At 66.3% G+C, this 19,273-nt stretch carries 19 protein-coding genes; 2 read left to right on the top strand and 17 right to left on the bottom strand.

From position 1 onward, the window contains the following. The first annotated feature begins 132 nt into the window (after nucleotides 1-132). Nucleotides 133-906 (top strand): SDR family oxidoreductase, encoded by a 774-nt coding sequence (locus LOY37_RS10135; protein ID WP_045201592.1) that lies wholly within the window; start codon nucleotides 133-135, stop codon nucleotides 904-906. Between the two features lie 142 nt (nucleotides 907-1,048). Here LOY37_RS10135 and LOY37_RS10130 read toward each other — a convergent pair whose 3' ends face one another. The 17 genes from LOY37_RS10130 to LOY37_RS10050 all read right to left on the bottom strand — a co-directional run bounded on the left by LOY37_RS10130 (nucleotide 1,049) and on the right by LOY37_RS10050 (nucleotide 18,380). Beyond that, nucleotides 1,049-2,251: an acetyl-CoA C-acyltransferase gene (locus LOY37_RS10130; RefSeq protein WP_258716774.1), complete on the bottom strand. Its 1,203-nt coding sequence runs from the start codon at nucleotides 2,249-2,251 to the stop codon at nucleotides 1,049-1,051. Between the two features lie 24 nt (nucleotides 2,252-2,275). Continuing rightward, complete coding sequence (locus LOY37_RS10125) at nucleotides 2,276-2,734, bottom strand: MaoC family dehydratase (RefSeq protein ID WP_258610277.1); 459 nt, start codon at nucleotides 2,732-2,734, stop codon at nucleotides 2,276-2,278. Between the two features lie 2 nt (nucleotides 2,735-2,736). Further along, complete coding sequence (locus LOY37_RS10120) at nucleotides 2,737-3,519, bottom strand: SDR family oxidoreductase (RefSeq protein ID WP_258716773.1); 783 nt, start codon at nucleotides 3,517-3,519, stop codon at nucleotides 2,737-2,739. Nucleotides 3,520-3,535: 16 nt separating this feature from the next. Then, nucleotides 3,536-4,723, bottom strand: coding sequence for an acyl-CoA dehydrogenase family protein (locus tag LOY37_RS10115; RefSeq protein ID WP_093384760.1), 1,188 nt, complete (start codon nucleotides 4,721-4,723; stop codon nucleotides 3,536-3,538). Continuing rightward, nucleotides 4,720-5,892: an acyl-CoA dehydrogenase family protein gene (locus LOY37_RS10110; protein WP_258716772.1), complete on the bottom strand. Its 1,173-nt coding sequence runs from the start codon at nucleotides 5,890-5,892 to the stop codon at nucleotides 4,720-4,722. Before LOY37_RS10110 ends, LOY37_RS10115 begins: the two co-directional genes overlap by 4 nt. Nucleotides 5,893-6,136: 244 nt before the next feature. After that, nucleotides 6,137-7,012, bottom strand: coding sequence for an SDR family oxidoreductase (locus tag LOY37_RS10105; RefSeq protein WP_258716771.1), 876 nt, complete (start codon nucleotides 7,010-7,012; stop codon nucleotides 6,137-6,139). A 30-nt stretch (nucleotides 7,013-7,042) separates the two neighbouring features. Beyond that, complete coding sequence (locus LOY37_RS10100; protein ID WP_258597277.1) at nucleotides 7,043-8,191, bottom strand: acetyl-CoA C-acetyltransferase; 1,149 nt, start codon at nucleotides 8,189-8,191, stop codon at nucleotides 7,043-7,045. Between the two features lie 24 nt (nucleotides 8,192-8,215). After that, on the bottom strand, nucleotides 8,216-9,262 hold the full coding sequence (locus LOY37_RS10095; protein ID WP_258716770.1) for an acyl-CoA dehydrogenase family protein: 1,047 nt from the start codon (nucleotides 9,260-9,262) through the stop codon (nucleotides 8,216-8,218). Nucleotides 9,263-9,272: 10 nt separating this feature from the next. Further along, complete coding sequence (locus LOY37_RS10090) at nucleotides 9,273-10,439, bottom strand: acyl-CoA dehydrogenase family protein (RefSeq protein WP_258716769.1); 1,167 nt, start codon at nucleotides 10,437-10,439, stop codon at nucleotides 9,273-9,275. 10 nt (nucleotides 10,440-10,449) lie between these two features. Further along, on the bottom strand, nucleotides 10,450-11,205 hold the full coding sequence (locus LOY37_RS10085) for an enoyl-CoA hydratase family protein (protein WP_258716768.1): 756 nt from the start codon (nucleotides 11,203-11,205) through the stop codon (nucleotides 10,450-10,452). Between the two features lie 11 nt (nucleotides 11,206-11,216). Continuing rightward, nucleotides 11,217-12,284, bottom strand: a complete 1,068-nt coding sequence (locus LOY37_RS10080) for a nitronate monooxygenase family protein (RefSeq protein ID WP_258716767.1) — start codon at nucleotides 12,282-12,284, stop codon at nucleotides 11,217-11,219. A gap of 2 nt (nucleotides 12,285-12,286) precedes the next feature. Next, on the bottom strand, nucleotides 12,287-13,159 hold the full coding sequence (locus tag LOY37_RS10075; RefSeq protein ID WP_195883619.1) for an enoyl-CoA hydratase: 873 nt from the start codon (nucleotides 13,157-13,159) through the stop codon (nucleotides 12,287-12,289). A gap of 39 nt (nucleotides 13,160-13,198) precedes the next feature. Continuing rightward, complete coding sequence (locus LOY37_RS10070) at nucleotides 13,199-14,002, bottom strand: CoA-transferase subunit beta (protein ID WP_093384790.1); 804 nt, start codon at nucleotides 14,000-14,002, stop codon at nucleotides 13,199-13,201. Nucleotides 14,003-14,013: 11 nt separating this feature from the next. Then, nucleotides 14,014-14,895: a CoA transferase subunit A gene (locus LOY37_RS10065; protein ID WP_093387603.1), complete on the bottom strand. Its 882-nt coding sequence runs from the start codon at nucleotides 14,893-14,895 to the stop codon at nucleotides 14,014-14,016. Between the two features lie 11 nt (nucleotides 14,896-14,906). Continuing rightward, nucleotides 14,907-15,806, bottom strand: coding sequence for a VOC family protein (locus LOY37_RS10060; RefSeq protein ID WP_258716766.1), 900 nt, complete (start codon nucleotides 15,804-15,806; stop codon nucleotides 14,907-14,909). Nucleotides 15,807-15,947: 141 nt separating this feature from the next. Next, entirely contained in the window at nucleotides 15,948-17,069 is a 1,122-nt protein-coding gene (locus LOY37_RS10055) for an LLM class flavin-dependent oxidoreductase (RefSeq protein ID WP_045201622.1), read from the bottom strand. A 126-nt stretch (nucleotides 17,070-17,195) separates the two neighbouring features. Then, nucleotides 17,196-18,380, bottom strand: coding sequence for a flavin-dependent monooxygenase (locus LOY37_RS10050; RefSeq protein ID WP_045201624.1), 1,185 nt, complete (start codon nucleotides 18,378-18,380; stop codon nucleotides 17,196-17,198). Between the two features lie 376 nt (nucleotides 18,381-18,756). Here LOY37_RS10050 and LOY37_RS10045 point away from each other — a divergent pair, with 376 nt between their 5' ends. Beyond that, nucleotides 18,757-19,272, top strand: a complete 516-nt coding sequence (locus tag LOY37_RS10045; protein ID WP_195883615.1) for a flavin reductase family protein — start codon at nucleotides 18,757-18,759, stop codon at nucleotides 19,270-19,272. Nucleotide 19,273: the final 1 nt, after the last annotated feature.

Below are 19,273 nucleotides of genomic sequence, written 5' to 3'. Positions count from 1 at the left end.
TTGTACCGGGATTATTCAGAGCGGCCAGGGCGCCAACATCGTCCGTCAGGACTACTAGTCCCTTCGGACGTTGGCCCCTGCCCGTGCGCTGCCTAGCATCGAGCTCATTACTGTGGCGAACACGAGGCAGGCATGCACGACCCTATGGATTTTCGCGGCAAGGTGGTACTGGTGACCGGTGGTGGCAAGGGTGTGGGCCGCGGCATCAGCCGGCGCTTTCTTGAATGCGGCGCCGAGGTGGTGATCTGCGGGCGCCAGGCGCCTGCGACACTGCCGGCCAGCGGCGGGCGCGAGGCGCTGTTCCTGGCCTGCGATGTGCGTGACATCGAGCAGGCCCAGCAGATGATGACGGCTATAGTCGAGCGTTTCGGGCGCCTCGATGTACTGGTCAACAACGCCGGCGGCGCGCCCTATGCCGAAGCCGCCAGCGCCTCGCCGCGCTTCAGCGAATCGATCATCCGCCTCAACCTGCTGGCGCCGCTGAACCTCAGCCAGCTGGCCAACCGCATCATGCAGGCCCAGGCCGAGGGCGGCAGCATCATCAACATCTGCAGCGTCAGCGCCACCCGCCCTTCCCCCGGCACCGCCGCCTACGGCGCGGCCAAGGCCGGCTTGCTCAACCTGAGCCGCTCGCTGGCGGTGGAGTGGGCACCCAAGGTGCGGGTCAACGCTGTCACCGCCGGGCTGATCCTCACCGAGCAGGCGGCCCTGCACTATGGCGATGAAAGCGACCTCGCCGAGGTGGCCGCGACCATCCCCCTGCAACGCCTGGCCAGCCCCGAAGACATTGGCGACAGTTGCCTGTACCTGGCCTCATCGCTGGCCCGTTATGTCAGTGGCGCCGACATTGCCGTGCATGGCGGTGGCGAGCGCCCGGCGTTCCTCGACGCGGCAAAATCGCCGTAAGCGCTGCCCCTGCGCAAGGCCACACCCTGGCGGGTGTGAGCCTTGCTTGCGCGCTATTGCGGCTCGCGCACGCTGAGGTTGACCTCGCTCCAGTAGGCTTGCATGGTCTGGATCCTGCCGTGTTCATCAAAACGGTTCATGCTCAAGCCACCTCGAACAATGCAGCGGCACCCATGCCGCCGCCAATACACATGCTCACCACCACGTAACGCACGCCGCGGCGCTTGCCCTCGATCAAGGCGTGACCAACCATGCGCGCCCCCGACATGCCGAACGGGTGACCGATGGCAATCGCCCCGCCATTGACGTTCAGACGCTGGTTGTCGATGCCTAAGGTATCGCGGCAGTACAGGACCTGGCTGGCGAAGGCTTCGTTGAGTTCCCACAGGCCGATGTCCTCGACTTTCAGGCCGTGGCGCTTGAGCAGTTTGGCAATCGCGTAGACCGGGCCGATGCCCATCTCGTCGGCATTGCAACCGGCCACCGCCAGGCCGCGATAGATGCCCAGCGGCGCCAGGCCGCGCTGCTCGGCCAGCTTGGCGTTCATCAATACCGAGGCCGAAGCGCCGTCAGACAACTGCGAGGCGTTACCGGCGGTAATGAAGCGCCCGGCCTCGGTCCACTGCCCGCCCTGCCACACCGGCTCCAGTGCAGCGAGGCTGGCCAGGCTGGTGTCGGCGCGATTGCATTCGTCGTGCAGCAAGGTCACGGTCTCGTAACGGGTCTCGCCGCTGGCCTTGTCGATGATCGCCTTGCGCGTGCTCAGCGGCGTCAGCTCCAGTTCGAACAGGCCCGCGGCTTGCGCCTGGGCAGTGCGCAACTGGCTTTGCAGGGCATAGGCATCCTGCTCGTGGCGCGTCACGCCATAGCGCTGGGCGACGATCTCGCCGGTTTCGATCATCGGGATATAGGCCTGCGGGTCGCGCTCAAGCACGGCGCCGGACTGGTTGCGGTAGAGGTTCTTGTGCTTGTTCTGCACCAGCGAGATCGACTCCAGGCCGCCGGCGACGGCGATGTCGATTTCGTTGCAGATAATGCCCTTGGCCGCCAGGGCAATGCTCATCAGGCCCGAGGCGCATTGGCGCTCCACGGCCATCCCGGCTACCGACGGCGGCAGGCCGCCGGCAATCGCACACAAGCGCCCGAGGTTGTAGGCCTGGGTGCCCTGCTGGGCGGCGGCGCCGATGATCACATCGTCGACCTGCCCGGCCTCGATCCCCGCGCGCCGCACGGCCTCGCGCACCACATGGCCGCCGAGGGCCGGCGCTTCGGTGTCGTTGAAGGCACCGCGAAAGGCCTTGCCGATCGGCGTGCGCGCGGTTGAAACAATAACGGCTTCATTCATGTTCACATGCTCCGATGCCTGGACTCAGGCGGGGTAATAACGGCTGATGGTGTCGACCACACAACCCGGGCGCTGCTGGCCCTCGATCTCGACGCTGACGCGGATCAGCGCCTGCACGCCGCCTTTGACCTGCTCGGCGCTGATCAGCTGGGCGTTGCCGCGCACCCGCGAACCCACCGGCACCACGCTGGGAAACCGCACGCGCTCGCAGCCGTAGTTGACGCCCATGGCGATGCCGCGCACCTCGACGATCTGCGGCAGGAACAGGTTGACCAGCGCCAGGCTCAGGTAACCGTGGGCGATGCAGGCCCCAAACGGGCCGCTGGCGGCGCGCTGCGGGTCGACATGAATCCACTGGTGATCGCCACTGGCCTCGGCGAACAGGTCGATGCGCGCCTGGTCAATGAGCAGCCAGTCGCTGACCCCCAGTACTTCACCGACGGCGTCTTGCAGCGCGTGCGGGGTGTCGAATAGACGCGTCATGCTCAGGCCCTCTGGCTGGAAACCGACAGCACTTCGCCGGTCATGTACGAGCTGTAGTCGCTGGCCAGGAACATCATCACGTTGGCCACCTCCCAGACTTCGGCGGCGCGGCCGAAGGCTTCGTTGGCCGCCAGTTGCTCGAGCACTGCCTGGGGCGCCGAGCGGGCGAGAAAATCATGCAGGGCAATGCTCGGGCTGACCGCATTGATGCGAATGCCGTGACTGGCCGCCTCGACCGCCGCGCAACGGGTCAGGGCCATGACCCCGGCCTTGGCTGCGGCGTAGTGCGACTGCTCCTTCTGGGCCCGCCAGCCAAGCACCGAGGCGTTGTTGACGATCACCCCGGCGCGCCGGGCCATCATCTTGGGCAGCATGGCGCGAGTCATACGCATGGTGCCGGTGAGGGTAACGTCGAGGACCCGCTGCCATTCTTCGTCGGGCATTTCCACCAGCGCCCGCGAACCACCGAGGCCGGCGTTGTTGATCAGCACATCGACGCCGTGCAGGTCGCGCTCGGCGCAGCCCACCAGGTGCTGCACCTGGGCTTCGTCGGTGACGTTGCAGAGCACGCCGAAGACTTCGGCAAGCCCGGTGGCCTGGCGAATCTTTGCCACGGCTTCAAACAGCCGGCCTTGGTGGATATCACTGATCATCAGGGCCCGGCAGCCCTCTTCGGCGGCGCGCAAGGCAGCGGAAAAACCGATCCCGGAACCTGCCGCCGCAGTGATCAGCACGGACTTGCCGCGCAACAGGCCGTGGCCCGCTACATAGTTGGGGGTGGACATCGACTAACTCCTTGGGTCAGGGACGCAGGCGCGGTTCTTTGGGCATGCCCAGGGCGCGCTCGGCGATGATGTTGCGCTGGATCTCGTTGCTGCCGCCGTACAGGGTGTCGGCGCGGCTGAACAGGTACAGCGATTGCAATCGGGTCAGCTGATAGGGCGCGGCCTCGAGCAGTTCGGCGTCGGGGCCGAGCACGTCCATGGCCAGCTTGCCGAGGTTGGCGTGCCAGCTGGACCAGAACAGCTTGTAGATGGTCGCCTCCTTGCGCAGCGCGCCGTCCTGGGCGCCGGAAAGCATGCGCAGCGAGTTGAAGCGCATGATCCGCAAGCCGCACCAGGCTTCGGCCAGGCGCTGGCGCAGCAGCGGGTCGCGGGCTGCGCCGTTGGCCTTGGCGATGGCGATGATCTCGTTCAGTTCATTGGCAAACTGCATCTGCTGGCCGAGGGTCGAAACCCCGCGCTCAAAACCGAGCAAGGCCATGGCGATTTTCCAGCCGTCGCCCGGCGACCCGATGAGGTTGGCGGCGTCGGTGCGCGCGTTGTCGAAGAACACTTCGTTGAATTCCGAAGTGCCGGTCATCTGCTCGATCGGCCGCACGCTGATGCCGGCCTGGGCCATCGGCACCAGCAGGAACGACAGGCCGCGATGGCCGACGCTGCCAGGCTCGGTACGGGCGATCACGAAGCACCAGTCCGACTCGTGGGCCAGCGAAGTCCAGACCTTCTGGCCGTTGATCACCCAGCTGCCGCCCTCAAGGCTGGCGCGGGTCTTGACGTTGGCAAGGTCAGAGCCTGCACCCGGTTCCGAGTAGCCCTGGCACCAGAACTGCGTGCCGCTGACGATAGCGGGCAGCAGGCGGCGCTTTTGCTCGTCGTTGCCGAAGGCGGCGATGGTCGGCCCGGCCAGGCCTTCGCCGATATGGCCCATGCGCCCGGGGCCGCCAGCACGGGCGTATTCTTCGTGGAAGATCACCTGCTGGCTGATCGACAGGCCCCGGCCACCATGCTCCGGCGCCCAGCCGACGCAAGTCCAGCGGCCCTCGGCCAGCTTGCGCTCCCAGGCTTTGCGCTGCTGCGGGAACATGTGCTCATCACCCGGGCCGCCGCGAAAACGCAGGGGCTCGAACTCGCCGCAGAGGTTGGCGGCCAGCCAGCCGGCGACCTCCTGGCGAAACTGCTCGTCCTGTTCACTGAAACTGAGCTTCATGGCTGTTCTCCGATGATCAGCGTGGCGATCTGCTGCAGATGCCAGGCCGGCGCACCGAGGTAGCTCTCGCTGGCGCGGGCACGTTTGAAATACAGGTGCGGGTCGTATTCCCAGGTAAAGCCGACGCCGCCATGCAGCTGGATCGACTCCGCCGCACAGTGAAAATAGCTGTGCGAGCACTGCGCCTTGGCCAGGGCGGCGGCCAGCGGCAGCTCGGCGGCCACCTGCGGGTCGCCGTCAGGGTCGAGCACTTCCTGGGCGACACAGGCGGCGTAGTAGCTGGCCGAGCGCGCGCATTCGACCTGCAGCATCATGTCGGCGGCGCGGTGCTTGAGCGCCTGGAAGCTGGCGATCGGGCGGCCGAACTGCTGGCGCTCCTGCATGTAGGCAACGCTCAGGTCGAGCACCTGCTGGGCGCCGCCGACCTGCTCGGCGGCAAGCCCGATGCAGGCCAGTTGCAGCACCTTGTGCAAGGTCGGCCAGGCGTTGCCGACCTCGCCCAGCAGCGCCTCGGGGCCCAGGTACACGCGGTTGAACTCAAGGCGCGCCAGGCGTCGGGTCTGGTCCATGGTCGGCAGCCACTGGCGCTCGATACCGTCACGGTCGGCCTCGACGGCGAACAGGCTGATGCCAGATTCACCGCTGCTGCCGGGCGTGCGCGCGGCGACGATCAACAGCCCGGCGCTGTCGCCATCGATCACCTGGCCGAACAGGCCATCGACGACAAAGCCCTGGCCTTCGGCGCTGGCGCTGGCCTGGATATCCTCCGCGGCCCAGCCGCTGCCGCGGGTGAAGGCCAGGGTGGCGGTAAGACGGCCCTCGGCGATAGGCGCAAGCCAGGTGCTTTTCTGCGCCCGGTTGCCGGCCAGCAGCAAAGCGGGTGTGGCCAGGCAGGCGGTGGCGAAAAACGGCGAACAGAACAGCCGCCGGCCCATCTGTTCAAGCAGGATGTTCAGCTCGACAAAGCCCAGGCCCAGGCCGCCGTAGGCTTCGGGGATGTGGATCGCCGGCCAGTACATCTCGGTGCACAGGCGTTGCCAGAGTGCCGGGTCATAGCCTTTGTCGCTGGCCATGGCCGCGCGCACGGCGGCGCAATGGGAGACATCGGCGAGAAAGCCCTCGGCCGAAGTACGGATCATTTCCTGCTCGTCGCTGAATGCAAATTCCATCGCGGCGCCTTTTACTCGTCTGGCGGAAGTACCGGCGAGTGTGGCCAGATGTGCGGGCGACAGAATCGTTTGCCTCGCCTAGTCCGGATGGCCGATGCGCCTGGGGTGCGGCCGATCGCGGGTCAAGTCGGGTCGCCGTACCGCCGCTCCCACTGGATTGGCAGTGCCTTCAAGACGGGTAACGCAAAAAAGCCGCGCCACCCTCACGGATGGCGCGGCCCGCCTAAGCGGCGCACAACCTCAATCAACTGCCATAGACTTTCTGCGCCGGCAGCGCCTCGGCCAGCAGTTGCTGCACTGCCGCACCCACCTCAGCCAGCGCCCAGCGGCCCTGGTTGTCCACCTGGGGCCCGCGCCGCCAGCCGTCGGCAATCGACAACTTGCCGCCCTCGACTTCGAACATCTGCCCGGTCACCGCCTGGGACGCCGCCGACCCCAACCACACCACCAGCGGCGCGACGTTCTCCGGAGCAAAGTAGTCAAAGCCCTGCTCCGGGCGCTTCATCACCTCGGCAAACACCGCTTCGGTCATGCCGGTACGCGCCGCCGGGGCCAGGGCGTTGGCGGTGATGCCGTAGCGCGCAAGCTCCGCCGCCTGCACCAGGGTCAGCGAAGCAATCCCGCCCTTGGCCGCGGCATAGTTGGCCTGACCAATCGAGCCCTGCAAACCGGCGCCGGAGCTGGTGTTGATGATCCGCGCAGTGAGCCTGGCGCCGCCCTTGGCCTGCTCGCGCCAATAGCGCACGGCATGGCTGGCCAGGCAGAAGTGACCCTTGAGGTGCACGGCCATCACCGCATCCCAGTCGGCCTCGGTGAGGCTGGCGAACATGCGGTCGCGGCAGATGCCGGCGTTGTTGACCAGCACATCCAGGCCGCCAAAAGTCTCGATGGCCTGGCGCACGATCAGCCCGGCGTCGTCATAGCAGGTGATGTCGTCGCTGTTGGCCACGGCCACGCCGCCTGCCGCCTGGATCTGTTCGACCACGGCCTGGGCCGCATCGCGGTTGATGTCGTTGACCAGCACTTTCGCGCCTTCGCTGGCAAAGGCCTGGGCATAGGCGCGGCCGAGCCCGCCACCGGCGCCGGTGATGATCACTACGCGGTTCTCGCAGCTGTGCATTGTCGCTCTCCCCTGTGTGGTTGCGGGCGCTTAAAGGCGCTCGATAATGGTCACGTTGGCCTGGCCGCCGCCTTCGCACATGGTCTGCAGGCCATAGCGCCCGCCACTGCGCTCCAGCTCATGGAGCAGGCTGCACATCAGCCGCGTGCCGGTGGCGCCCAGCGGGTGGCCGAGGGCGATGGCGCCGCCGTTGACATTGGTCTGCGCATGGGGGTAGCCGGTCTCCTTGAGCCAGGCCATGGCCACCGAAGCAAAGGCTTCGTTGATTTCCACCCGGTCGATGTCAGCCAGGGTCATGCCGGCACGCTTGAGCGCATGGGCAGTGGCCGGGATCGGTGCGGTGAGCATCCATACCGGGTCGTCGCCACGCACGCTGAGGTGATGGATGCGCGCCCGCGGCGTCAAACCGTAGCGTTTCAAGGCCGCCTCGGAAACGATCAGCAGAGCACTGGCGGCGTCGCAGGTCTGGCTCGACACCGCCGCCGTGACCCGCTCGCAGCCAAACAGGTATTCCAGCTCGGCCATTTTCGCCAGGCTGGTGTGGCGCGGGGTTTCGTCGTGCTCGACCCCTGCCAGCGGCACGATCTCGCGCTCGAAGTACCCCTGCTCGATGGCATGCAGGGCCCGCCGATGGGACTCCAGCGCATAGGCTTCCAGCTCGGCGCGGCTCAGCCGCCAGTGTTCGGCAATCATCTGCGCCGCGCGAAACTGGGTCGGCGGCTGCGCGCCGTAACGCCGTACCCAGCCTGTCGAGCCGCTGAACGGGTCACTAAAGCCAAGGGGTTCGGCGGCGGTCATGGCCGAGGAAATCGGGATCTGGGTCATGGTCTGCACGCCACCGGCGATCACCACATCCTGGGTGCCGCTCATCACCGCCTGCGCGGCAAAGTGCACGGCCTGCTGGGACGAGCCGCACTGGCGGTCGATGGTGGTGCCGGGCACCACTTGCGAAAGGCCCGCCGCCAGCCAGCTGGTACGGGCGATGTCGCCGGCCAGCGGGCCGATGGTGTCGACGCAGCCGAAGATCACGTCGTCGTAGTCGTCTTCGGGAATGCCGTTGCGCTCGACCAGCGCGCGCAGCACATGGGCGCCCAGGTCGGCGGCGTGGATCTGGCTCAGGCCGCCCTTGCGCCGCCCGGTGGGGGTGCGCAGGGCGTCGACGATATAGGCTTCAGGCATGCTCTACCTCAACAATAAGCAGGATCAGAAGGTGCTGCCGGCGCCAATCGCCAGGCCGCTTTCGAACAGCGCCGTACGCACCCGCGCCTTGTGCAGGCCGCGGTCGCCCCAGCATTTGTCCAGGGCCCAGGCGCGCTTCATGAACAACTGCAGGTCGACCTCCCAGGTGTAACCCATGGCGCCATGCACCTGAATGGCGTTCTTCGCCGCCAGCGCCGCTGCTTCGGCGCAGGCAAGCTTGGCGTGCGACACTTGCACGGCCTGGCCCGGCAGGTTGTGGGCGACGGCATGGGCGGCGCGGTACAGCGGGCCCTTGGCGAACTCGATGTGCACCGCGACGTTGGCCATCAGGTGCTTGACCGCCTGGAACGAGCCCACCGGCTTGCCGAACTGCTTGCGCTCGAAGCTGTAGTCCACCGCCAGGTCGACCATGCGCTTGGCCAGCCCCAGCAGTTGCGCAGCATTGCCCAGGGCGCCGCGGTTGAAGGCATCAGCCCACAGCTGCCGCCCTTGCTCAGCGCTGGCAACACAAGTAGACGCACTCGGTGTCCACTGCACCTGGAACAACTGGCGGCTGGGGTCGACCGACACATTGCGGGTCAGGCTGACTGCGCTGCGCTCCACGGCATGCACCTCGTCGCCATGGGCCAGCAACAGCAGCCCGGCCACATGCGCATCGCTGACCAGCGGGTTGCCCGGCTCGGCCACCGCCAGGCGCGCCTGGCCCTCGGCAACCTGCGCCAGCCAATGCTGGCGGCGCGGCGCGTCGACACCCGCGAGCAGCGGCACGCCCACCAGCATGGTCTCGACCAGCGGTTCGGGCAGCCCGGCGTAACCGCACTCCTGGGCCAGGAGGATGAAATCCAGCTCGTTCATGCCCATGCCACCGCAGGTTTGCGGCACGGTGATGGCGCTCAGGCCCAGGTCTACCAGTTGCCCCCACAGCGCATCGCAGCGCCCGCTGTCGCTTTGGCACAGTTCACGCAGGCGTTCCGGGGGCACTTCGTTGAGCAAAAAACTGCGCACGTTGTCCTGGAACAGCAATTGATCGCTGCTGAAACTAAAGTCCATGGTCTGCTCCTCAGGCGCGGGGCATGCCGAGCATGCGCTCGGCGATGATGTTGCGCTGGATCTCGTTGGTGCCGGCATAGATCGGCCCGGCCTGGGCAAACAGGAAGCCGTCCAGCCACTGGCCGACATCGCCGGCGGCTGGTGCCTCGGGCAGCAGTTCGGCGCGCAGGCCAAGGATGCTCAGGGCAGTTTCGTGCATGCGCTGGTCGAGCTCCGACCAGAAGATCTTGTTGGTCGAGGATTCCGGGCCGATCTTGCCGCCCTTGCCCAGTTTCGAGGCGCTCATGTAGGTCGCCAGGGTGTAGGCCTCGGCGTCCAGCCAGGCGCGCATCACCGCCTCGGCAATCGCCGGGTCGCGGTCGGCAGCTTCACGGTTGTCCAGGTACAACTGCACCAGGCGCCGGGCGGTTTCCTGGAAGCGCGCGGGCGAGCGCAGCATCAATCCGCGCTCGAAACCTGCGGTGGACATCGCCACGTGCCAGCCCATGCCCTCGCCGCCCAGGGCGTTCTCTACCGGCACCTTGACGTCGTCGAAAAAGATCTCGGCAAAGCCCGGCAAGCCATTGAGCTGTGCAATTGGCCGTACGCTGATGCCGGGGCTGTCGAGCGGCAACAGGATGAAGGTCAGGCCGTGGTGGCGCTGGGAATCGGGGTCGGTGCGAAAGATGCCGAACAGCCAGTCGGCCCAGACCGCGCGGGTCGACCAGGTTTTCTGGCCGTTGATCACATAGTGGTCGCCAACCCGCTCGGCGCGGGAGCGGATCGCCGCCATGTCGGAACCTGCGCCCGGCTCCGACCAGCCCTGGGCCCAGATGTCCTGGCCGGTGGCCATGCGCGGCAGAAAGCGCGCTTTCTGCGCTTCGCTGCCGTATTCCATCAGGGTCGGGCCGAGCAGAAAGATGCCGTTCTGGTTGACCCGTGCCGGCGCCCCGGCGCGGTAGTACTCTTCTTCGAAAATCAGCCATTCGATCAGGTCGCAACCGCGCCCGCCGAGTTCGGTCGGCCAGGTGACCATGCCCCAGCGGCCCTCATTGAGGCGGGCCTCCCAGGCCCGGTGCTGGGCAAAGCCGAGTTCGGTGTCGAACGATTGCAGCGCTTTCGCCGGTACGTTGGCCGCGAGCCAGGCCCGGGCCTCGGCACGCAAGGCCTGTTGCGCCGGTGTGTAAGTCAGGTCCATCGCAGTACCTTCAGCCGTTGAAGTGGGCATCGCGTTTCTCGACGAACGAGTCACGCGCTTCCTGGGAATCCTGGGTGCGGTAGGCTTCGAGGGTGAAGCCCTGCTCCCAGCGGTATTTGTCTTCGAGATTGCCGTCCTCGATGCCGTTGAGCGCCTCCTTGGCCAGGGCGATCATCGCCGGGCTCTTGGCGGCAATGCTGCGGGCGATCTGTAGCGCGGTGTCGCGCAACGCCTCACGCTTGACCACCCGCTCGACGGCGCCCAGGCGGTAGGCTTCGGCGGCATCGATCATCTCGCCGGTGAAGTACATGTGACGGACCTTCTGCACCGGGAACAGGCGCTGCAGGTGGGCACCGCCGCCCATGGCACCGCGGTCCACCTCGGGCACGCCAAAGCGTGCGCAGTCGGCGGCGACGACGATGTCGGCGGCGCCGCAGATACCGATGCCGCCACCAAGGACAAAGCCGTGCACGGCAACGATCACCGGTTTCGGGTTGCGGTGGATGGCCTTGAAGCTGTCGTAGTTGCCCTTGTTGACCGCGACGATCAGGTTGCCGTCGGCGGCCAGTTCCTTGATATCTACCCCGGCGCAAAAACCACGGCCTTCGGCGCGGATGACGATCACCCGCACCTGCGCATCGCTGCCCAGCGCTTCAATGGCGCTGGCGATTGCCGCCCAGCCCCGGCAGTCGAAAGCATTCACCGGTGGCCGGTCGAAGACCAGCTCGGCAATGCCGTTGTCGATACTGACGCTAAATGTGCTCATGCCCTTCCCCTTCATGAAATACGGCGGCTCAGTTCGCCCAGGCGCGCTTGCGCGTCACCGACGATCTGCGCGATCAGTTCGGCGCAGCTGGGCAGGCTGTGAATGCTCGCTGCCACTTGCCCGGCCGGCAGTACGCCCTCGGCGGGCAGGCCGTCGACCATGGCCTTCTGGATCACCATCGGCGCGTTGGCGGCCATCAGTGCCTGCGCCGCGCTCAGCTCGCCGCTGCCGCGCATCTTCAGCGCGCTGGCGAGCAACTGCGCCAGGCTGGTGCCGCTGTGGCGGCGGTAGGCCAGGCCACTTTTGAGCGCCAGCAACCAGCGCTTGAGGCCGCCGCTGGCTTCCAGCGCATCGAGCAGTTCGTTGCGGATCATTCGTTGCGGCATGCCGTCGATGGCGCGGCTGACGATTACCGCCGCCGGGTCGTTGACTGCCAGGTAGCGGGCCAGGGTTGCGCTCGGCACCGGGCTTTCGGCGCTCATCAAAAAGCGTGTACCCATGGCGATGCCGGCGGCGCCATAGGCCAGGGCGGCGACCAGGCCCTGACCGTCCTTGAAGCCGCCAGCGGCGACCACCGGCACCTTGAGCACCTCGACCACCTGGCCGAGCAACAGCGAAGTCGGCACCGCGCCGGTATGGCCGCCGCCCTCGCCGCCCTGGATGGTCACCGCGTCGGCGCCCATTTCCACCGCCTTTTGCGCATGCTTGAGGGCGCCAACGGTGGGAATGCAGACCACGCCGGCATCTTTCAGCCGGGCGATCATCTGCTTGCCCGGCGATCGGCTGTAGCTGACCGCCTTGACCTTGTGCCGAAGCACCAGCTCGACGATGTCGGCGGCATTGGCCTGGTACATGTGAAAATTGACCCCGAACGGCTGGTCGCTAAGGCGCCGGGTCTCGACGATCGCCGCTTCCATGCGTGCCGGCTCGATGGTCGCGCCGGCAAGAAAACCGAAGCCGCCGGCGTTACCGGTGGCCGCCACCAGGCGCGGCTCGGCAACCCAGCCCATGGCGGTCTGGATGATCGGGTAGCGACAGCCCAACAGTTCGGTGAGCGGCGTTTGCAGGCAGACCGTCATGCTTACGCCCCCTCCGGCTTGCGCTGTGCACTGGCCATGGCGCGGGCGTCGTAACCGCCCAGGCGGTCGCCGGACACCAGCTCGTTGTGGGCGTGAGCGAAGTGATGCAGGCCGAAGACCATGTCCATGGTCGCGCGCTTGCCCATCAAATCCTCGGCGTTGTTCACCGCCTGCTTGCTCAGTTGCAGGCCCAGGCGCGGCATTTGCGCGATGCGCTCGGCGATGGCCAGGGTTTCCGGCTCCAGGGCCTCGCGCGCCACCACCCGATTGACCATGCCCATCTGGTAGGCCCGCGGCGCCGGCATCGGCGTGCCCATGAACAGGAACTCCTTGGCGATCCGCGGGTTGAGCTCATGCACGTGGGCAAAATATTCGACCCCGGGGATGCCCATGCGCACCACCGGATCAGTGAAGTAGGCATCCTCGCTGGCGACGATCAGGTCGCAGACCCAGGCCAGCATCAGGCCGCCGGCAATGCACGCGCCCTGGACCATGGCGATGGTCGGCTTGGGCATCTCGCGCCAGCGCCGGCACATCCCCAGGTACACCTCCTGCTCGCGGGCATAGAGAAACTCGCCGCCCGGTTTGTCGACGTGGTCGTACCACAGGCTGACGCGCTCGAAGCTCTGGTTGACGTCGCGCTCCGGGGTGCCGATGTCGTGACCGGCGGAAAAATGCCGGCCGGCCCCGCACAGCACGATGACCTTGACCGCGTCGTCGGCGCAGGCCCGGCGAAACGCCGCGTCCAGCGCGTAGGTCATGCGCGAGTTCTGCGCATTGTGGTATTGCGGGCGGTTCATGGTGACCATGGCCACCGCGCCACGGACCTCGTACAGCACCACCTCGGCCTGGTTGTTATTGTTCTGTTCGCTCATCGATTGCTACTCCGGCAAGGCGTATTGCCCGGGCCTGGCTCAACGCAGGTTGCGCTGGCCGGCGGGGTTGTCTTTCAACTGGCTGGCCCGCAGGTTGTGCGGGTCGAGGCGCCTGATCAGCTGCAACTGCGCCTCGCTGGGCGCGGCAGTAACCGGGCAATCGGCGTCCACCTGCAAGGCGAAGCCGGTGTTGTCCTGCACCTCATCGACACTCACCCCCGGGTGCAGCGAGCGGATCCGTACCTGGTGCTGCGGGCCGTGGAAATCGAGGACGCACAGGTCAGTGACGATCAGGCGGATATCCACCTCATCCAGCGCCCAGCCTCGGGCCAGGCGCGCCGGGTTGTAGCCGATCGAGGAGACCATATCGACCTCGCCTTCAACGAATACCCGGCGGTTGTGGCTGGGCACGAAGAACGAGTTGGCATGGCTGATCGAGTTGCCCGGCAGGCCGCGCACCCCGAGCATCTGCGCCTTGGGCCGGGCGTAGTCGCCGATGCACGAGAGGTTGGCCTGGCCGAAGCGGTCGATCTGGATCGGGCCGACCAGGGCATGGCGCTTGCCGCCCCAGACGTTGTCGAAAATCCGTGCAAAACCCATCCAGCTGTCGCGCTTGGGTTGATAGCCGTTGCGTGCGCCGAGGGGCACAGGTTCCGCGACCATGTAGGCTTCGGAATCGGTCATCAGCAACTGCGGGTTGCTGGTCAGCATGCTCAGGGAGGCGGCCAGGCGCGGGATCACCCCGATGCCGGTGGCCAGGACTTCACCGTCGTCGCGCCAGGCCTCGGAGGCGGCGCAGATCATCAGTTCGGCGAGGCTGTACGTCGTAGCTGGCGTGGTCATAGAAAACTCGCTTAGAAAACCGGCAGGGGAAGCTGGCGGATGGCGCCCAGGCCACCGACCTGTTCCAGGTACTGCTCGTGGGAGCAGGCGACAAATTGCTCGACATAGGCCTGCCAGCCCTCCTCGGCCTGGGCCGAGGCGGTGTAGGCCTTCAAATGCGGCACATCGAAACCGTACAGCGGCGCGCATGACGAGGGGTGCGCACCGCCCGGCACATGGGCCACGGCGGTGGTCAGGTTGCGCTCCCAAAACACCTGGTGCGCGCGCTCCGGCGCACTGTGGAAGTAGTCGCTGTCGACCAGCTGATCGCAAGTCACGTAGCTGTGGCGGGCGGCGCGCACGAACAGGTCGTCCATGTAGTGGTCGGGGCCGCTGATCTGGCAGACCCCGCGGGCATCGGCACGGTCGACGTGGATCAGCGCGGCGTCGAGGTCAAGCGCCGGCATCGCCACCCAGTCTTTGCCGTCGGCATAGGGCGAGGCCACCAGCTTGATCTGCGGGTTGTGGCGCAGCACATCGGTGCCCAGGCCGACCGCCGTGGGAATGAACGGCACGCCCATGGCCGCCGCGCGCAGGCCGAGCAGGAGCATGCCTTCGTCGATCTCCATGACCTCGATGGCGGCGTCCTGGCGGGCCTTGCGAAAGTACGGCTCGAGCGGAATGAAATCGAGCGAGACGAAGGCGAATACCAGCTTCTTCACCTTGCCCGCGGCGCAAAGCATGCCGACATCGGCACCGCCGTAGGCGACCACGGTCAGGTCCTTGAGGTCGGAACGCAGAATCTCGCGGATCAGCGCCATGGGCTTGCGCCGCGGGCCCCAGCCACCGATGCCGAGGGTCATGCCGTCGCGCAGCTGGCCGACCATCTGCGCCGTGGTCATTTGTTTGTCCATCATCGTTGTCCTCATGGGCGGCCGACACTGAAGTCGTGGCCCCAGTGGCTGACCACCGTGCTTTCGAAGGGGGTGTGCCGGTTCCAGTCGACCACCAGGCCGTCACAGCCGTACTCCAGGTCGAAGCCTGAAGGGGTTTTCATGTAGAACGAGACCATCTGGTCGTTGGTGTGCTGGCCAAGGGTGGCCGAGAGCTTGACGCCGTGGGCGTGCATGCGGTCCAGGGCGCGGCCGACCTCGTCGAGGCCGTCGACCTCGACCATCATGTGCACGCAGCCATGGGGCACCGGGCATTCGAAGATCGCCAGGGAGTGGTGACGGCCATTGTTGCAGTGCAGAAAATGAATGCGCTTTTCCGGCTCGGCCGGGTCAGGGGTGAAGCGCACTTTCATCAGGTCCGAAAGGCCAAAGCCCATGATCCGCTGATAAAAATCGCGGCAGCGCTCAAAGGTTGGCGCCGGCAGCACCACGTGGCCCATGCCCAGCTCATGGGTGACAAAGCCCTTGACTGCCACCGGCGAGACAAACCGGGCGAAATCCTGGCGCGGGCCCCAGAACAGCTCGTGGCGGTTGCCGTCCGGGTCGCAGAACTGCGCCACCGCCTGGACCTTGCGCAGCTCGGCCTGGGCGGCATTGCCGCGCTCGACGGCGATATCGGCCTGCTGCAGCTCGGCGATTGCCTGCTCGAAGGCGGCCTCGCCGGCCAGCTCCCAGCCACAGGCGCCGAAGCCGTCCTGATCACTGTGCAGCACCAGGAGGCGGTACGGGCGATCGTCCATTTTCAGGTACAGCCGGGCGCTGTCAGCGCCCTCGCCGGCCACCATCATGCCCAGCACCTGGGTTGCGTAATGACGCCATTGCGCCAAGTCGGTGGACAGCAGGGTGACGTAACCCAGGCCGCGGATATCCATGCTTGTTGTCCTCGCGTTGATCGACGTGTTGAGCGCTATTCAAGCCCGCTGCACAAGGCCGGGCATCGTCTGTTGGGACTAGCGCTATCGGGTGAATTTCGCGGGTCTGTGGGAAAGGGCTTGACCCGCGATGCTTTCACCTCACTGCTTGCGAAAATGCGGAATCACCTTCTCGCCGATGTTGCGCAGGGTCTCCAGCTGCGCCCATTGCGGCACCGTGCCCATCTGGCAGATGAACAGGATCTCGTCGGCGCCGGCATCGATCAGGCGCTGCACGTAACCGATGCAGTCCTCGACCGTGCCGTAGGCATGGTTGGGGTTCATCATCGCCATGGTCGGGTCGGAGAAGTCGACGCTGACTTCCTCGGAGGCAAAGCGCGACTTGATCACTGCCTGGCCGTTGCCGTCGACGTAGGTGTCGTCTTTCCACTTTTGCGGGTCTGGCCGCTCGCCGCCGCCGTACCAGTAGCCGAGCGACTCCATGAAGTAGCGCTGGCCACGGATGCCGATGCGCCGCGCCAGTTCGTTGTCGTCGAGGACGATGGCCGGGCACAGCGCGGCGATGTGGCGGTTGGGGCGAAAGCCGACCTGCTGCTTGGCGTCACGGTTGTCCCAGGCCTGGTGGTACACCTCGACCTTCTTGGCGATTTCCTCCGGGCCGCCGAAACCCAGCACCAGCGCGCCCATGCCACGCCCGCCGGCGTTCTTCAGCGATTCGGTGTTGGTGCAGGCCAGGTACATCGGCGGGTGCGGGTCCTGGTACGGCTTGGGGTGGATCGGCCGCTTGGGGATCTGCACGAAGTCGCCGTGGTGCTCGATCTCGTCCTGGACGAAGATTTTCGGGATCAAGTACATGGCTTCATCGATCTGCGGCTGCAGGGTCGCCAGGTCGTAGCCGAAGGTACCGGCCTCCTGCTGGGTACCGCCCTTGCCCACGCCGAAATGCACCCGGCCCTTGGACAGCAGGTCGAGGGTAGCGATGCGCTCGGCGACCTTGACCGGGTGGTTCATCGCCGGCGGCAGGCACACCACGCCATGGCCGATGCCGATGCGCTCGGTCTTGCCGGCGACAAAGGCGAGCATGGTTTCTGGCGCCGACATGTGCGAGTAATTGCTCAGGGCGGTGTGCTCCACGCACCAGAAGGTGTCGAAACCGAGCTGGTCGGCCAGTACTGCCTGCTCGACGGTGTCATCGAAGATCTTGCGGTCGCCTTCGCGGCTGGAGTCCACCGTCTGTGCTTCGTAAATCAATGAGAATTTCATGCTTGATCCTTGTTCTTGTTAACGGCTCGGTCGGCGCCAGGGACCCGCGCCTTGCCACCATGCTCGGGGATCGCCGCGCCGCTCGAATCCCGCAAACGGACTAGCCGGTTTCTGTGATCTGGCGCTTCAGAGGAAGAAGTCGCTGCTGTCCTGGCCCATGCTCACGCCGCCCAGGTTCCAGGCGTACTTGGCCGGGTTGTTGGCAACGTGGGCGCGGCCGGTATGAATGTCGCGAAAGGCGCGGTTGATGGCGTGGCTGCGAAAGATCGTCGAGGCGCCGCTGTTGAACATCAGCTCGGCCACCGCCTTGGCGCACTTGTCGGCGACCAGCGCCGAGTCGTAGCGCATCTTCACCCGCGTCTGCATGGCCAGGGCGTCGCCGGCCTCGGCGGCCTTGAGCATGAAATCGAAGTTGCGCAGCAGCACCGTGCGGCACTCGTCGACGCAGACCATGGCATTGGCCAGGGCGGTTTGCGCCGCCGGGTCCTGGAGCATCTTGCGCCCGTCATTGACCCCGACCCGGCTGCGGTTGTGCTCGACGAACAGATCGATCGCGCCCTGCAGGGCGCCAATGGCCGACGACGACACCGCGCGCACGAAGATCTGCCCGAACGGCAGGCGGAACAGCGGCGCGCTGTTGACCGCGTTGCCCGGGCTGTACTGCATGAAACCGTCGGCAGCGCGGTGGGTGCGGTACTCCGGGACGAAGGCATCGCTCACCTGGATGTCGTGGGAGCCGGTCGCCTCCAGGCCCATGACATTCCAGTTGTCGATGATCTGGTAGTCGCTGCGCGGCACCAGGAAGGTCCGGTAGTCCGGCGCCCCGCCCGCCTCTTGCGGCGGCACCAGGGCGCCAAGGAAGGCCCACTGGCAATGCTTGCTGCCCGACGAAAAGCCCCAGCGGCCGCTGAGCTTGAAGCCGCCCTCGACCCGCTCGACCTTGCCCACCGGCATATAGGACGACGAAATCAGCACGCTGGAATCCTGGCCCCAGACATCCTCGGCGGCGCGGTCGTCGAACAGCGCCAGTTGCCAGTTGTGGATGGCCACCACCCCCAGCACCCAGGCCGAGGACATGCAGCCTTCGGCGAGGGTCATCTGCACCTCGAAAAAGTCCCGCGGCTGCAGCTCGTAGCCTTGCCAGCGCGCCGGCTGAAGGATGCGGAAAAACCCGGCGTCGTGGAAATCGCGCAGGGTTTCTTCCGGTAGCTGGCCACGTTGCGCGGCATGGGCGGCACGTTCACGCAGGATCGGCACCAGCTCGCGGGCGCGCTGGGCCAGACGCTGGCGTATCAGGTCGTGATTGAGCATGTTGTTGTTCTCCTCTGATCACCCCGTCCGCCGGGGCGCGCGTGCAGCAGAGGCGCAACCGGCCTCTGCCCCGGCATTCAAGCAAGGCGCCCGACGGCCAACATCCCTCAAACGGACCATGCCGCGACGGCGTGGCTCGACTTGGGTTTGTACGAAAAGTCGCCGAGCGGCGATCAGGCAAGGCGAAAACAGGCGAGGAACGGCCGGGGTCGCGCACGACTTTACGAGTTGTAAATGAGCATTCCGAGCCTGTTTTCAACGAAGCATGATCGTCGCGCAGGCACTTTCCGTACAAACCCTAGTCCCCTCGGACGATGTTGGGCCTTGCACCGATTGCAAGAATTCATCGCACTCCAAGCCAACCAGAGGCCGTGCGATGAACAACAACAATCTCAAAGCCGACATGCTCCAGGCCATGCGCCGCCTGGCCAAGTCCGTGACCATCATCAGTACCAGCAACGGCACCCAGCGCTTCGCCATGGCCGCCACTGCGGTCGACTCGCTGAGCACCGAGCCGCCGTCGCTGCTGATCTGCGTCAACACCAGCGCCTCACCGCATGCCGCCCTGGCGGACGGCGCCGACTTCTGCGTGAACATCCTCGGCGTCGAGCAACAAGACCTGGCGCACCTGTGCAGCGGCGCGATCAAGGGCGAGGCGCGCTTCGAGCGCGGCGACTGGCAGACCAGCGAAGAAGGCATTCCGTTTCTGGCCGACGCGCAGTCATCGATTCTTTGCCGCCAGGACGGGCGCATGACCTATGGCACCCACACCATTTTCATTGGCCGCATCCTGCGCATCCGCACCAGCGCCAGCATCACCCCGCTGGTGTACCTGGACGGCAGCTACACCACCACCGCAGCGCCTGCGCGCATGATCGCGGCAGCGGGCTGAG

Origin of the sequence: Pseudomonas sp. B21-012 (assembly GCF_024749305.1) — a bacterium.
In the GTDB taxonomy this organism is placed as follows: Bacteria; Pseudomonadota; Gammaproteobacteria; order Pseudomonadales; family Pseudomonadaceae; genus Aquipseudomonas.
Note: the sequence above shows the minus strand (reverse complement) of the source record. Positions and strands in the feature narration are given on the sequence as shown.

Bases quoted from the DNA above. Each gene is read 5' to 3' on its own strand.
- LOY37_RS10135 (WP_045201592.1), top strand. From the start codon at position 133: ATGCACGACCCTATGGATTTTCGCGGCAAGGTGGTACTGGTGACCGGT.
- LOY37_RS10130 (WP_258716774.1), bottom strand. From the start codon at position 2,251: ATGAATGAAGCCGTTATTGTTTCAACCGCGCGCACGCCGATCGGCAAG.
- LOY37_RS10125 (WP_258610277.1), bottom strand. From the start codon at position 2,734: ATGACGCGTCTATTCGACACCCCGCACGCGCTGCAAGACGCCGTCGGT.
- LOY37_RS10120 (WP_258716773.1), bottom strand. From the start codon at position 3,519: ATGTCCACCCCCAACTATGTAGCGGGCCACGGCCTGTTGCGCGGCAAG.
- LOY37_RS10115 (WP_093384760.1), bottom strand. From the start codon at position 4,723: ATGAAGCTCAGTTTCAGTGAACAGGACGAGCAGTTTCGCCAGGAGGTC.
- LOY37_RS10110 (WP_258716772.1), bottom strand. From the start codon at position 5,892: ATGGAATTTGCATTCAGCGACGAGCAGGAAATGATCCGTACTTCGGCC.
- LOY37_RS10105 (WP_258716771.1), bottom strand. From the start codon at position 7,012: ATGCACAGCTGCGAGAACCGCGTAGTGATCATCACCGGCGCCGGTGGC.
- LOY37_RS10100 (WP_258597277.1), bottom strand. From the start codon at position 8,191: ATGCCTGAAGCCTATATCGTCGACGCCCTGCGCACCCCCACCGGGCGG.
- LOY37_RS10095 (WP_258716770.1), bottom strand. From the start codon at position 9,262: ATGGACTTTAGTTTCAGCAGCGATCAATTGCTGTTCCAGGACAACGTG.
- LOY37_RS10090 (WP_258716769.1), bottom strand. From the start codon at position 10,439: ATGGACCTGACTTACACACCGGCGCAACAGGCCTTGCGTGCCGAGGCC.
- LOY37_RS10085 (WP_258716768.1), bottom strand. From the start codon at position 11,205: ATGAGCACATTTAGCGTCAGTATCGACAACGGCATTGCCGAGCTGGTC.
- LOY37_RS10080 (WP_258716767.1), bottom strand. From the start codon at position 12,284: ATGACGGTCTGCCTGCAAACGCCGCTCACCGAACTGTTGGGCTGTCGC.
- LOY37_RS10075 (WP_195883619.1), bottom strand. From the start codon at position 13,159: ATGAGCGAACAGAACAATAACAACCAGGCCGAGGTGGTGCTGTACGAG.
- LOY37_RS10070 (WP_093384790.1), bottom strand. From the start codon at position 14,002: ATGACCACGCCAGCTACGACGTACAGCCTCGCCGAACTGATGATCTGC.
- LOY37_RS10065 (WP_093387603.1), bottom strand. From the start codon at position 14,895: ATGGACAAACAAATGACCACGGCGCAGATGGTCGGCCAGCTGCGCGAC.
- LOY37_RS10060 (WP_258716766.1), bottom strand. From the start codon at position 15,806: ATGGATATCCGCGGCCTGGGTTACGTCACCCTGCTGTCCACCGACTTG.
- LOY37_RS10055 (WP_045201622.1), bottom strand. From the start codon at position 17,069: ATGAAATTCTCATTGATTTACGAAGCACAGACGGTGGACTCCAGCCGC.
- LOY37_RS10050 (WP_045201624.1), bottom strand. From the start codon at position 18,380: ATGCTCAATCACGACCTGATACGCCAGCGTCTGGCCCAGCGCGCCCGC.
- LOY37_RS10045 (WP_195883615.1), top strand. From the start codon at position 18,757: ATGAACAACAACAATCTCAAAGCCGACATGCTCCAGGCCATGCGCCGC.